The organism is Oceanobacillus sp. FSL W7-1281, from assembly GCF_037969835.1.
Classification (GTDB): Bacteria; Bacillota; Bacilli; order Bacillales; family Amphibacillaceae; genus Oceanobacillus; species Oceanobacillus oncorhynchi.
In genome coordinates this window covers 2,232,352-2,244,826 of sequence record NZ_CP150214.1, presented here as the reverse complement: position 1 = coordinate 2,244,826, position 12,475 = coordinate 2,232,352, and the positions used below count along the sequence as shown (strand labels likewise).

The 12,475-nt window shown below is 41.4% G+C and carries 13 protein-coding genes, 1 pseudogene and 1 riboswitch; of the genes and pseudogenes, 7 read left to right on the top strand and 7 right to left on the bottom strand.

Annotated elements, in window-relative coordinates:
• The first annotated feature begins 154 nt into the window (after window positions 1-154).
• Complete coding sequence (locus MKX55_RS11155; RefSeq protein ID WP_339184961.1) at window positions 155-913, top strand: sulfite exporter TauE/SafE family protein; 759 nt, start codon at window positions 155-157, stop codon at window positions 911-913.
• Window positions 914-1,025: 112 nt separating this feature from the next.
• On the opposite strand, the gene queE is transcribed toward MKX55_RS11155, so the two are convergent.
• The 7 genes from queE to MKX55_RS11120 all read right to left on the bottom strand — a co-directional run bounded on the left by queE (window position 1,026) and on the right by MKX55_RS11120 (window position 6,164).
• On the bottom strand, window positions 1,026-1,754 hold the full coding sequence (gene queE, locus MKX55_RS11150) for a 7-carboxy-7-deazaguanine synthase QueE (RefSeq protein ID WP_339184959.1): 729 nt from the start codon (window positions 1,752-1,754) through the stop codon (window positions 1,026-1,028).
• Window positions 1,747-2,214 carry a 6-carboxytetrahydropterin synthase QueD gene (gene queD, locus MKX55_RS11145; RefSeq protein WP_339238188.1) on the bottom strand — a complete coding sequence of 156 codons (468 nt, stop codon included), beginning with the start codon at window positions 2,212-2,214 and terminating at the stop codon, window positions 1,747-1,749. The genes queE and queD overlap by 8 nt, the downstream gene beginning before the upstream one ends.
• Complete coding sequence (gene queC / locus MKX55_RS11140) at window positions 2,214-2,882, bottom strand: 7-cyano-7-deazaguanine synthase QueC (RefSeq protein ID WP_339184955.1); 669 nt, start codon at window positions 2,880-2,882, stop codon at window positions 2,214-2,216. Before queC ends, queD begins: the two co-directional genes overlap by 1 nt.
• A gap of 83 nt (window positions 2,883-2,965) precedes the next feature.
• A riboswitch (PreQ1 riboswitch) is annotated at window positions 2,966-3,011 on the bottom strand.
• Between the two features lie 249 nt (window positions 3,012-3,260).
• Window positions 3,261-3,734 carry a thioesterase family protein gene (locus MKX55_RS11135; protein WP_339184953.1) on the bottom strand — a complete coding sequence of 158 codons (474 nt, stop codon included), beginning with the start codon at window positions 3,732-3,734 and terminating at the stop codon, window positions 3,261-3,263.
• The gene (locus MKX55_RS11130; protein ID WP_339238187.1) at window positions 3,721-4,689 is read right to left on the bottom strand and encodes a 3-hydroxyacyl-CoA dehydrogenase NAD-binding domain-containing protein; all 969 of its coding nucleotides are present in this window, start codon (window positions 4,687-4,689) and stop codon (window positions 3,721-3,723) included. Before MKX55_RS11130 ends, MKX55_RS11135 begins: the two co-directional genes overlap by 14 nt.
• 10 nt (window positions 4,690-4,699) lie before the next feature.
• On the bottom strand, window positions 4,700-5,584 hold the full coding sequence (locus MKX55_RS11125; RefSeq protein ID WP_339238185.1) for a 3-keto-5-aminohexanoate cleavage protein: 885 nt from the start codon (window positions 5,582-5,584) through the stop codon (window positions 4,700-4,702).
• Complete coding sequence (locus MKX55_RS11120) at window positions 5,574-6,164, bottom strand: GbsR/MarR family transcriptional regulator (protein WP_339238183.1); 591 nt, start codon at window positions 6,162-6,164, stop codon at window positions 5,574-5,576. Before MKX55_RS11120 ends, MKX55_RS11125 begins: the two co-directional genes overlap by 11 nt.
• A gap of 258 nt (window positions 6,165-6,422) precedes the next feature.
• On the opposite strand from MKX55_RS11120, the gene MKX55_RS11115 reads away from it, so the two are divergent.
• From MKX55_RS11115 to MKX55_RS11090, 6 genes and pseudogenes are all read left to right on the top strand, one after another.
• A complete protein-coding gene (locus tag MKX55_RS11115; RefSeq protein WP_339238182.1) occupies window positions 6,423-7,571 on the top strand; it encodes a betaine/proline/choline family ABC transporter ATP-binding protein in 1,149 nt (382 codons plus the stop codon).
• Window positions 7,572-7,588: 17 nt separating this feature from the next.
• Entirely contained in the window at window positions 7,589-8,236 is a 648-nt protein-coding gene (locus MKX55_RS11110) for an ABC transporter permease (protein WP_339238181.1), read from the top strand.
• A 17-nt stretch (window positions 8,237-8,253) separates the two neighbouring features.
• The gene (locus tag MKX55_RS11105) at window positions 8,254-9,162 is read left to right on the top strand and encodes an osmoprotectant ABC transporter substrate-binding protein (RefSeq protein ID WP_339238505.1); all 909 of its coding nucleotides are present in this window, start codon (window positions 8,254-8,256) and stop codon (window positions 9,160-9,162) included.
• Window positions 9,162-9,803 carry an ABC transporter permease gene (locus tag MKX55_RS11100; protein ID WP_339238180.1) on the top strand — a complete coding sequence of 214 codons (642 nt, stop codon included), beginning with the start codon at window positions 9,162-9,164 and terminating at the stop codon, window positions 9,801-9,803. Before MKX55_RS11105 ends, MKX55_RS11100 begins: the two co-directional genes overlap by 1 nt.
• Window positions 9,804-10,065: 262 nt before the next feature.
• The gene (locus tag MKX55_RS11095) at window positions 10,066-11,451 is read left to right on the top strand and encodes an FAD-linked oxidase C-terminal domain-containing protein (protein ID WP_339238178.1); all 1,386 of its coding nucleotides are present in this window, start codon (window positions 10,066-10,068) and stop codon (window positions 11,449-11,451) included.
• Window positions 11,448-12,408 (top strand): annotated as a pseudogene (locus MKX55_RS11090) (bile acid:sodium symporter family protein). The gene MKX55_RS11095 and the pseudogene MKX55_RS11090 overlap by 4 nt, the downstream one beginning before the upstream one ends.
• Window positions 12,409-12,475 lie beyond the last annotated feature (67 nt).

Here is a 12,475-nt window from a genome sequence, read left to right as displayed (position 1 = left end):
AGCTTAATTATCTATGCTTTCATATCGCTTTCATTTTTTACACGTCAGCTTGAATAGCCTTCCAGCCTATATCTCAAGCTCCTTTTCTCCAAAATTTCTCGCCCGCTATGCTATAATGACTTATGTAGTAAAGAAAAAGAAAGGGATTTTTGTTTTGATTGTTTTATGTACAATGCTGGTGATTGGATTATTACTTGGCTTTGTCGGAGCTGGCGGTTCCGGTTTTATTATTGCTATGTTGAGTGAAGTCTTTGGTATTCCTATCCACACAGCACTTGGAACTTCTCTGGCAGCAATGGTATTCACATCGTTATCAGGCACACTCAGCCACCTGCGGGAAAGAAATACCATGGTAAAAATCGGGCTGGCAACTGGGCTATTTGGCGCAGTTGGAGCTTTTTTTGGTTCCAGGCTGGCAAGCTTTATCCCGGAAAGTGAATTAAAATTTTTTACTGCCGGAATGCTCATTTTATCAGCCATATTGCTGTGGATTCGTGTAACAGCAGGGTTTGGCAAGTTGGCCACACAAAAATTTGCTGAGAAAAATCAATCCTCCAGAAGCAGGTTTTGGATGACAGCTGCTGGAATCGGCATCATTACCGGCTTACTATCAGGTGCATTCGGGATTGGCTCAACGCCGTTTATCCAAATCGGGTTGCTTGTGTTCTTCGGTTTATCGATTCAGCTATCTGCAGGCACCACGATGCTTGTTATTATACCTATCGCACTGGTAGGCGGTATCGGTTATTATTCTGTCGGTTTTCTCGATTTAAAATTATTTGCAGAAGTAGTTATCGGAACAATTATAGGATCTTATATCGGCGCGAAGTTCACCACTCGGCTGAATCCAATAATATTAAAAATTGCAATGGTTGCTGTGCCATTAATCGGCGGGATTATTTTATTGATTTAGATTCCTATCCATTTGGAGAAAAGCCAGAAAATGAAAGAAACGATTACCCTATCAAAAAGGCGATAGCTCTTACTGCCTTTTTAATAGGATAATAGCCTTTTACTCTTTCTTACTATACTCCCCGCTTATTTCCCCAGACTAATGCATGTACCTGCGGAAGGACGCGGACACGGTTCAGCACACTTGATGCCACAACCTGATCAATTAGCCATTCATATTTATTTAATAAATGCCGGGATAATTGCTGCGGTTCGATTTCCTCTAAATCATCATTTCCTACCTGCAGGAAAAAAGCCAGTTTCGGATAGCGCTGATGTACTTTTTCCGCATAACGAAGGTCCTCTTTATCAAAAATTACTACCTTTAAGCTGGTATGCGCTAATCTGTCATTGGCTTCCAATTGATGGATAATATCATCCATATTCTCCCAGTTTGTTTTCATCTTAGAGCTTGGCGGTTTAGGAGAAATGGTCAGATCATCAATTTTTACAAACCAATCCTGGTAGCGGCTTCCCTGTGTTTCCAACGCAACCTCAATATCCTTTTCCTGGAGCAAATCAATTAAATTATCAATAGCAGATAACAAAGCTGGATTCCCGCCTGAAATCGTCACATGGTCAAAATGATTTCCGCCTATTTCTTTCAGCCGCTGCCAAATTTCTTCACTCGTCATCTGAACAATATCTTCTTTAGCGCTTCCGTCCCATGTAAATGCGGAATCGCACCAGGCACATCGGTAATCGCATCCAGCTGTCCGGACGAACATGGTTTTCCTCCCTACTACCATTCCTTCTCCTTGAATTGTAGGGCCGAATATTTCTAAGACCGGAATTTCACGCATGATTCATCCACTCCCGTCTTGCTTCCGCATAGCTTGTCGGTGTTTCAAATAATCGAACAAACTCCACCCGGCATTGGTTAGGGAGTTCCTGGATTGCTGCTTCCATTTGTTCGAAAATCCAGACGACCATATTTTCAGCAGTTGTGTTCATTTTTGGCAATGTTTCATTTAAATAACGGTGATCTAAAAATGTTTCAATCTTGTTCTTCCAAATCTCTTTTATATCACCAAAATCAATTACTAATCCTACCTCATCTACAAAACCGCTGATACCGAATACAACCTGATACGTATGACCATGCAGATTCTTACACTTTCCCTCATAACAATGGAGATGATGCGCTGCATCAAAGGAAAACTCCTTGCTTACCATCACGCGTTTTTGGTGATAGGCCAATTCTTCTCTATGAATATCTTTATCCAGCTTTTGCAGCTCTTCGACAATACGAAACCCGAACATTACTGATTCATCTCCTGTCTTCCCGCTAGATATTGGTCTAACCCACGCTGGCGTAATTGACATGCAGGACATTCTCCGCATCCTGCTCCTCTAACCCCGTTATAGCAGGTCAACGTCCGCTCTCTGACATAATCAAAGGCTTGCAGTTCATCCGCTAATTCCCATGTTTCTGCCTTATCCAGCCACATTAATGGCGTATGAATCACAAAGTCTTCATCCATAGATAGATTTAAGGTGACATTTAATGACTTGGTAAAGATATCTCGGCAATCCGGATACCCGCTGAAATCTGTTTCACAAACCCCTGTAATAATATGCTTGGCATCAATTTGTTTGGCTAGAATGGTTGCAAAAGAAAGGAACAGTAAATTTCTTCCCGGGACAAACGTATTGGGTATGCCGCCGTCCTCTGCATTTTCTACTTCAATGTCCTCCCTGGTGAGCGCATTGGGCGCTAATTGATTCAGTAAAGACATGTCTAAAATATGATGTCTTAACCCTTGATCTTCAGCGATTTCTTTTGCCACTTCAATTTCTAAGCTATGACGCTGATTGTAGTCGAAGGTGACTAACTCTACATGCTCAAACTTTTCTAATGCCCAAAATAAACAGGTGGTGCTATCCTGACCACCGCTGAAAACCACGACTGCACGTTTATTTTTTTCCATAAAAAAAATCCCCTTTCCAATTTGAAAAAGAGAATTCTAAACACCCGAAAAATGTAAAAAACCATACCTAAGGCGCGGTATGGGTATCCTTAGTTTTTTATAGAGGGTGTTAGCTAGAACCTCTTCTACTTCGTTCGTAGATTTTATTCAATTTCTTTTTACAATTGGCAGTATAACATATATTTCCTGATGATGTTAGCATGTCTTCCTTTTTTTCAAACATTATAATACATTTCAGCAATTAGGTTGGTTTTTAAGTGTTTGTTCTGCCTTCTAACATAACAAATGCTCCCTTTATTAGCTTCTCTATCCACTATAAAGGGAGCATCATTACAGTTTACGATACGGTAATTCTGTTTTCAGCTGCCAATATACATTTCACTTTTTCTCACGAATACCCATGAGTGTGTTTGCTCCTGCTGGCCAATTTTCTTTTGGCAGTCTTGGAAATTGATTAATCCGTACATCAACAGATTCCGGAAACGGCGCAGGACGTCCAGATGACTGATCTATCCCCATCACCATCTGTTCACTGGTTGCCACAGTATCATTTTCTTTGTTTTTCATTTCAAACCAAAGATGCACGCGCTTTACATCCCGGTTCAACACAGTAACTTTCGTATGAAGCTCCTCATTGTCATGCGCTTCTTTTACATATTTAATATGTGCTTCCAGCGTAAAAATGGTATAAGCATTTGCTTTTCGACCTTCTTCATCCAGGCCGATAGCATCTATGAAAGCATCGAGGCTATAACTGAAAATCAATGCGTAGTATGCATCGTTCAGATGTCCATTATAATCTACCCACTCAGGTAACACGTTACCCTTCCATATTTGCTTACTTTCTGTCATAAGGGAGCAACCTTTCTGCCGGCCAGAAGCCTTCTTCCTCTAAAAGTCCCATTAATTTAATCAAGAAACGGTCGCGGCGGTGTTCAAGGTCATCGATAGAAATCTCTCCGCTCTGTTCAGCAGTCCCTGAAATCACTTTTTCGCTTAATTCTTCCGTCAGTTCAGGTGCCACTAAACGGGTCCAAGGCAGCTTCAATGCAGGGCCGAATTGTTCAAGCATGTGCCGCATCCCGTCCTTACCGCCTGCTAAATGAAGCGTTAGAAATGGTCCCATCAGTGCCCAGCGAAGACCAGGGCCGTAGACAATCGCTTTATCTACTTCTTCCGTAGTCGCTACGCCATCATTGACGATATGAAGCCCTTCACGCCAAATTGCTTCCATAAGCCGGTCGCCAATGTGGCCGTCAATTTCACCTTTCATCACTAGCGGCTTCATATGCATGCTTTCATAAAGCTCCTCTGCCTTTTCCATATAACTGCGCTCTGTCTGCTTTCCTCCTGCGATTTCCACCAATGGAATTAAGTAAACGGGATTAAATGGATGGGCAACAATGATCCGTTCTGGATGATGCACACAATCTTCCTGCAGGACAGAAGGCATGTATCCAGAAGTACTTGAAGCGATAATCGCTGTCGGTTTAGCAGCAGCATCCACCTGGGCTAATACCTTTTTTTTCAAGGCTTCCTGCTCTGGAACATTTTCCTGTATCAAATCGGCTTCTTTTACAGCTTCCTCCAGCTCGTTGTAGAAGGTCAGATTCTCTTTTGCAGCTTCGTTGTTTATCCCGTATTCTTCTAATGTTGCCCAAATAGCATCTATCATTTTTTCTGTTTTTTCTTTTGCATCAGGAGCCGGATCAAAAGCATTGACCTTATGACCATTTGCTAAAAAGCGCGCAATCCAGCCATTGCCAATCACGCCGGTTCCTAAAACTGCCATTGTTTTTTGCGCCATATTTCACCTCTTAGGAATTAAATTTTTTAAGATTTAAATGTTCTCTTGCCTCTGCAGCCGTCATCGGCTCCAGCTTTACACTGTTTAAAATGCTGACAGCTTGATCAACCAGCTGTTCGTTTGTACCAAGTACACCTTTTTCTAAATATAAGTTATCTTCTAAACCGACCCGGACATTCCCGCCGAGTAAAGCAGCCTGTGCCACAATCGGCAGCTGCATACGGCCAATACCAAAGGCTGACCAATGTGCTCCATCGACCACTCTTCTTTTCATGTATTCGATTGTTTCTGCATCCGCATCAGCGCCCCATGGAATACCAAGACAAAACTGATACATTGGTGTTCCTTCCACTAACCCTTCAGAAATTAGTTGGTTAGCAAGACGGATATGTCCTGTATCAAATACTTCCATTTCGGGTTTTACGCCGCTTTCTTTAATCAGCTTTGCGTGCTCCCGAAGCCAGTCTTCCGGTCCTAAATAAACCTGATTGCCAAAGTTTAAACTGCCGCAATCCAATGTGGTGAGTTCCGGAAGCAATTTTCCGACTGGTTCATGACGCTCTTTTGGTGTCTGAATATCAGTTCCTTCTCCTCCACAAGTTGGATTTTCTAGATTTGGAACAAAGTCGCCTCCCCCGCCGGCAGTAATATTAATAATCACATCTGTATCGGATTCACGGATTCGTTCCACTGTTTCTCTAAAAAGCTCCACATCGTGACTCAGTTTACCAGTCTTTGGGTCACGAACATGGATATGCGCAATCGCAGCACCTGCTTTTGCTGATTCAATAGCAGATTCCGCAATTTCTTTTGGTGTAATTGGAACATGTCTGCTTTTCTCTGTTGTATCACCTGCACCAGTCAGTGCCGCAGTAATGATTCGTTTATTCTTCATTTTGTGCTTCCTCCTTTTTGTTCGGGGTGACAATAGGAACATGATTAAAAATCTCGCCACTTTCAAAAAACGCAACAAGATTATTTATCCAATTATAATAGGCATTCCATTCATCCAGCTCCTGCTGTAATCTCTCCATTCGAACTTTTACTTCTTCTGAGGAATCCTCTGTCAAAAAAGTTTCTAAATGACGAATTTGTTCTCTGAGACGGCGTTCTAAACTCGTATTACGTTTTACAACCTCTGACCAGTTACTTGTAAATAAGGATATAAATGTTTGTGCATAATCGCGTTCCACATTGTAATGATCTTTGCGGCTGCCTTTCACGTATTCTTTCTCAGCGATATTAAATGAGATCATCTGTCGCATGACCTGACTCATTCTTGTTTTACTCATTCCAGTTTCTTCAGCCAGTGAATCTAATGTCATTGCCTCGCGATTCATATAGATAATGCCAAGCAGCCGGCCGACTGTCGAGGATACGCCGAACGTTTCCATGTTATCTGCGATTCGATCTGTGAGCAGTTCTTCGCAGGATTTGATTTCTTGAAGCAATTGATTATTTGAAAATGATTCCATCGTCAAGCTCCCCTTTAACTTGTATATGTGTCACTGTAACACGGATTAAATAAAATTGGAAAAATCAAGTTTGATAGTAAATGAGCGTAAAAGCAAGCAATTCTAAGATAAATTGTCCTGTATACTTTGTAAAGTTTAAATTGCACAGATTTTACGGTTTAAATCGCTTTTTTCGGATTTTCATTTTTACCTGTCTGTTTATTATACTGAGTAAGTCTAAATTTTAGTTTTACGGAATAAGCAATGGAGGTGCTTGTAGTGCTTGAATTTAAAGAAGTAACTAAAAAATTCGAAGGGAATGATACTCCTTCCGTTCATAAGCTGAATCTAAAAGTGGAACGAGGAGAATTCGTTGTTTTTATCGGACCAAGCGGCTGTGGAAAAACAACCACGATGAAGATGGTCAACCGATTAATTGAACCTTCCAGTGGAGAAATTCTTGTAGACGGCGTGAATGTCCTCAAGCAGGATGCTGTCCAATTACGGCGATCCATTGGATACGTTATTCAGCAAATTGGTCTCATGCCCCATATGACTGTGGGAGAAAACATCTCTCTTGTGGGATCGCTTTTAAAATGGAATAAGGAGAAACAGAAAGAACGGGCAAAAGAACTTATTTCTCTGGTTGACCTGCCAGAGGATTATTTAAATCGTTATCCTCATGAGCTAAGCGGAGGACAACAGCAGCGTATCGGGGTACTTAGAGCGTTAGCTACGAATCCCCCATTGATTTTAATGGACGAACCTTTTGGGGCGCTCGATCCAATCACCCGTGACAGTTTACAAGAGGAGTTTAAAAAACTTCAAAAAGAAATGGATAAAACGATTATTTTTGTTACCCATGATATGGATGAAGCGATAAAACTTGCTGATAAGATCGTGATTATGAACCAAGGGGAAATCGTTCAAGTCGGCACACCAGATGATATTCTTCGCAATCCGGCCAACGAGTTTGTAGAAGACTTTATCGGAAAAGACCGGTTATTAGAAAGCCGCCCGGAAGTAACACGTGTTGAACAAATTATGAATCCAAACCCGATTACGATTGAACAAGAAAGCAGCTTAAAAGAAGCTATTCAAAAAATGCATGCTAATCGTGTCGACTCTTTGTTAGTAGTTGATGGATCTGGAGTTTTAAAAGGCTACATTGACATTGAAATGGTTGACTCCAATTATAAAAAGAAAAATCATGTCTATGAAGCAATGGATACAGCAAAATATGCCGTGGATAAAAACAGTCTGCTCCGGGATACGATGCACCGCATGCTTCGTCGCGGCAGCAGCTACGTACCAGTGGTGACAGATAATAATAAATTAGCAGGGATTGTAACTAGAGCAACCCTTGCAGATATGGTTTATAACACTATCTGGGGCGATGAAACAGCAGAGGCTGCTGCAATAGAATAAAAAGGAGGCAAAAAATAATGCAAGCTATTAGAGATACACTTGCATCCTATGGATGGGAGCTGCTCGAAAAAACGGGAGAACATATGTACATTTCTATCGCAGCAATTGTTTTAGGTATACTGGTTGCGGTTCCCTTGGGAATTATACTCACTCGCATACCGAGTAAAACAGCGGACCGGTTTATCTCGTTTGTCGGGATATTACAAACTGTTCCGAGCTTAGCTATTTTAGCTTTTTTGATGCCTTTCTTAGGCGTAGGTGTTGTACCTGCGATTATTGCTTTATTTATTTATTCCGTACTTCCCATACTTAGAAATACGTATACCGGCATCATGGAAGTAAATACAAGTTTAAAAGAAGCGGGTAAAGGCATGGGAATGAACACCTTTGAAGTTATCCGAAAAGTGGAGCTCCCCCTTGCTTTGCCTGTTATTATGTCAGGCATACGGTTCGCAACCGTTTACTTGATCGGCTGGGCAACACTGGCAGCGTTTATTGGCGGCGGCGGTTTAGGTGACCTTATTTTTGACGGCTTAAATCTATATCAGCCTGAACTCATTGTTTTAGGTACTGTGCCGGCAACGATTTTGGCTTTACTTGCCAGTGGCTTATTATCGCTTCTTGAAAAAGGATTAACACCTAAAGCCTTAAGGAAAACTGTTTAAAAAGGAAGGATTATATGATGAAGAAATTATTACTGATTCCCCTTCTTTCGGCGCTTCTCCTTTCAGGATGTGCCCTGCCAGGTCTCAGCGGGCCTTCAGAAAGTACGGTTCGAATTGCAACCTTAGATACGGTAGAATCCGAAATTTGGGGCAATATACTGTCTCAGATGATTGAGCATTATACAGATTTAGATACGGAGTTAGTAACGAATTTAGGATCAACGATGGTCCTGCATCAAGCAATGATGCAGGATGAAGTAGATATGACTGCTACCAGATATACCGGCACAGATATTGCCGGCGTCTTAAATTACGAAGATATTACTGACCCTGAGGAAGCGATGGAAATCGTACAGCGGGAATTTAATGAAAAATTTGACCAGACCTGGGGTGACTCTTATGGTTTCGAAAACAGTTATACGATTTCTATTACACAAGAATTTGCAGATGAAGAAAACATTACACATGTGGATGATCTGGAGCCCTTTGCCGATGACATGAATTTTGGTGTAGATAACGCCTGGGTCAACCGTTCAGGTGATGGCTACGAGGCTTTTACAGAAACATACTTTGCTTTCGGCAATGTCTATCCAATGGCAATAGGCTTAGTATATGAAGCTGCTGCTTCCGGTAATATGGATGCAGTTCTTGGTTATTCTTCAGACGGGAGAATTGCGGCGTATGATTTAAAAGTATTGGATGATGACTTCTTCCCTCCTTACGATGCTTCTCCTGTAGCGAGAAATGAAATCCTGGAGGAAAATCCGGAAATCAAAGAAGTCATGCAAAAGCTTAGCGATACCGTAACAACAGAGGATATGCAGGAAATGAACTACCAAGGCGATGTGGAATTAGTCAGTCCTGCCACCATTGCCCGCGAATTCCTGGAAGAAAACAATTACTTTGAAGACAAGGAGGGTATGTAATGAGTGTCTGGGAGCAATTAATAACCTATGTATCTCAAAATGGTTCTTATATTTGGACAGAATTTTATCGTCACTTCTTAATGGCCGCTTACGGCGTATTGTTTGCCTCCATCGTCTCCATCCCTATTGGTGTGCTTATTGCCAGATATGGAAAATTAAGCGGATGGGTGCTCACGCTTGGAAGTATTATTCAAACTATTCCTGTATTAGGTTTTATGGCCATCACCATGGTTGCGATGGGACTGGGAACAACAACCGTCGTAACAACCGTGTTTTTCTATTCCTTATTGCCTATTATTCAAAATACCTATGTAGGAATAACCGGGGTTGATCAAACGGTGAAGGAAGCTGCCTACGCTTCAGGAATGACACGGTTCCAGCTGCTGATGAAAGTAGAATTACCCCTTGCTATCAGTGTCATGATGGCCGGAATTCGTACAGCACTTGTTGTAGGAATTGGCGTTGTAGCGATTGGAACGTTTGTCGGCGCCGGAGGACTCGGTGCTATAATTGTACGCGGTACAAATGCAACAGATGGAACAGCGATTATTTTAGCTGGTGCCGTTCCTACAGCCTTGATGGCAATTGCAGCAGATTTAATTATGGGTAAGATTGAAAGAATGCTGAATCCAGTGAATTAAAATAAATAATAGACATCATTATAAGTATGTGTTCAAACATCCCGGCTTGTTACCAGAATTAAAATAAACAAGCCGGGATCTTTATGTTTTATAAATGGCTTTATGCAACTTTTCTGGACTAGCTCCCCATCGAGAAGCATTTCTTTTTTAAATCATTGAATTAATCTGAAAAATCTTTATAATAAGGATAATATATATTATCATAGCAGCAGTATATATTTGCAAAGGATTTTCCATTTTAACGATTGAAAGGAGAAAAGCTATGAAACAAGTGATACAAGCATTAGGTACAAAATTAGCGCACGATCAAATCTCTGACAATGATACGGTGAGAGAGCTACATAGTAAAGACGAAACCTATCAACAGACAAGTCTTCCTGATATCGTTGTTTTCCCAAAATCAACTGAGGATGTTACACATATTATAGAGATTGCCCAGGAATACCAAACGCCGGTAACGCCGTTTGGAGTCGGGACGAGTTTAGAAGGACATGTCATCCCATATAAAAATGGTATTACAATAGACTTTTCATTAATGAATCAGATTCTGGAAATAAAAGAAGGTGATTTACTTGTCAGAGTCCAGCCAGGTGTAACAAGAGAACAGCTGAATAAAGAATTAAAGAAATATGGTCTCTTTTTCACCGTTGATCCCGGTGCAAATGCAACGCTTGGCGGGATGGCAGCAACCAATGCCAGCGGTACCACGACCGTAAAATATGGCGTGATGCGTGATCAGGTTCGAGATATGGAAGTGGTTCTTGCGGATGGAAGTGTAATTCACACAGGGAATCTGGCTGCCAAGTCTGCTTCCGGCTATCATTTGAACGGTCTTTTCATCGGTTCTGAAGGAACACTTGGCTGCTTTACCGAACTGACACTTCAGGTGTATGGCATACCAGAACATATTGTTGCCGCACGGGCGACGTTTCCGAGTCTGACGAATGCCATTGAAGCGGTAACTTCTATTTTACACGCGGGAATTCCTATCGCCAGAGTGGAGTTTGTAGATGGCGCCTCTGTGGAGCAAATCAATAAATTCAGTGAAACCGACTATCCTGTTAAGCCGACGCTTTTCCTGGAATTTCATGGAAATGAATCCGGTTTACAAGAAGACCTTGCATTTTCTAAGGAAATTATGCAAGATCACGGCTGTGATTATTTTAATTCGGAAACAGACAATGCTGCCCGTAACCGTTTATGGGATGCGAGACACAATTTGGCATACGCTTATATTCATGATTATGTCGGTAAAAAAATGATGCTGACAGACGTTGCTGTTCCCATTTCAGAATTAGCAAATTCCGTTATTTATGCCGGAGAAGAATTAAAAAAACTAGCTATTCCAGGAGGGATATTAGGGCATGTCGGTGACGGAAACTTCCATTCATTGATTATGATTGATATGGAGAATGAAGAAGAAGTTAAAAAAGCAAAACAATTTAATGAAAAAGTCGTTCAGTATGCGTTAGAGCGCGGCGGAACCTGTACAGGTGAACACGGTGTCGGTGTTGGAAAGAAACCTTATCAACGCGCAGAGCATGGAGCAGCTCTCGATGTTATGACGAATATTAAAAAAGCGTTAGATCCAAATAATATCTTAAACCCTGCTAAAATAGTAGATATCGATAACGAGGATAAGCTATGAAAACATTAGAGAAGATAAGCGCATTAGCCGGTAAATATTTTGCAGTCCTAGTCATTATAGCAGCTGTTATTTCGTTTATCTTCCCTTCCGTTTTCCTTGTTTTTGGAAGTTTTATTACACTTTTGCTTGGCGTGGTTATGTTTGGTATGGGGCTGACATTAAAGCCTGTTGATTTCAAATTGGTTGTTACAAAACCATTGCCGGTAATTATCGGCATAGCGGCACAATATACGATTATGCCCCTCGTTGCTTTTGGTATCGCTTATTTATTAAGGCTGCCCCCAGAGCTTGCAGCCGGACTTGTTTTATTAGGCTCTGTTCCAGGAGGCACCGCATCGAATGTAATGGTTTATTTAGCAAGAGGAAATGTTGCCCTATCTGTTGCAATGACTTCCTTTTCAACGATGCTGGCTCCAATTATGACACCATTACTGCTTTATTTGTTAGCGGGTCAATGGCTGCCCGTTAATCCGGTAGCCATGTTTCTGTCCATTATCCAAGTTATTATTATCCCAATTATTCTTGGTTTCCTGGTACAGCGTTTCTTCCCTGTTGCCGTGGAAAAAAGTATTGCCGTTGTTCCGTTAATATCTGTGACAGCCATTTTGATTATCGTAACAGCAGTAACGGCTGCAAATGCTGCCAATGTTGCTTCTGCCGGAGCGCTTGTATTTGCTGCAGTGTTCTTACACAATAGCTTTGGTTTATTTTTAGGATATTTAGCAGCACGCTTGATGGGCCTTAATGAAAATGACCGGAGAGCCATTTCCATTGAAGTGGGAATGCAAAATTCAGGACTTGGCGTTTCCTTGGCAACAACGCATTTTAGTCCGCTTGCGGCCTTACCAAGTGTCTGGGGTGCGATTTGGCATAATATCTCATGGTCCTGTTATCGCAACCATTTGGGCAAACAAATCCCCCGATAAACAAGATGTGAAATTAAAAAAAGCAAATTGACGTCAACTCTATCATAAAAAATCCAAGCCGAAAATTTCAGCTTGGATTTTTTATGATGATCTCTGCC

Excerpts from the sequence above, each read along its gene's own strand:
- MKX55_RS11120 (WP_339238183.1), bottom strand. The coding sequence starts at position 6,164 with ATGGAATCATTTTCAAATAATCAATTGCTTCAAGAAATCAAATCCTGC.
- queE (WP_339184959.1), bottom strand. The coding sequence starts at position 1,754 with ATGCGTGAAATTCCGGTCTTAGAAATATTCGGCCCTACAATTCAAGGA.
- MKX55_RS11095 (WP_339238178.1), top strand. The coding sequence starts at position 10,066 with ATGAAACAAGTGATACAAGCATTAGGTACAAAATTAGCGCACGATCAA.
- MKX55_RS11100 (WP_339238180.1), top strand. The coding sequence starts at position 9,162 with ATGAGTGTCTGGGAGCAATTAATAACCTATGTATCTCAAAATGGTTCT.
- MKX55_RS11110 (WP_339238181.1), top strand. The coding sequence starts at position 7,589 with ATGCAAGCTATTAGAGATACACTTGCATCCTATGGATGGGAGCTGCTC.
- queD (WP_339238188.1), bottom strand. The coding sequence starts at position 2,214 with ATGTTCGGGTTTCGTATTGTCGAAGAGCTGCAAAAGCTGGATAAAGAT.
- MKX55_RS11130 (WP_339238187.1), bottom strand. The coding sequence starts at position 4,689 with ATGGCGCAAAAAACAATGGCAGTTTTAGGAACCGGCGTGATTGGCAAT.
- MKX55_RS11105 (WP_339238505.1), top strand. The coding sequence starts at position 8,254 with ATGAAGAAATTATTACTGATTCCCCTTCTTTCGGCGCTTCTCCTTTCA.
- MKX55_RS11135 (WP_339184953.1), bottom strand. The coding sequence starts at position 3,734 with ATGACAGAAAGTAAGCAAATATGGAAGGGTAACGTGTTACCTGAGTGG.
- queC (WP_339184955.1), bottom strand. The coding sequence starts at position 2,882 with ATGGAAAAAAATAAACGTGCAGTCGTGGTTTTCAGCGGTGGTCAGGAT.
- MKX55_RS11125 (WP_339238185.1), bottom strand. The coding sequence starts at position 5,584 with ATGAAGAATAAACGAATCATTACTGCGGCACTGACTGGTGCAGGTGAT.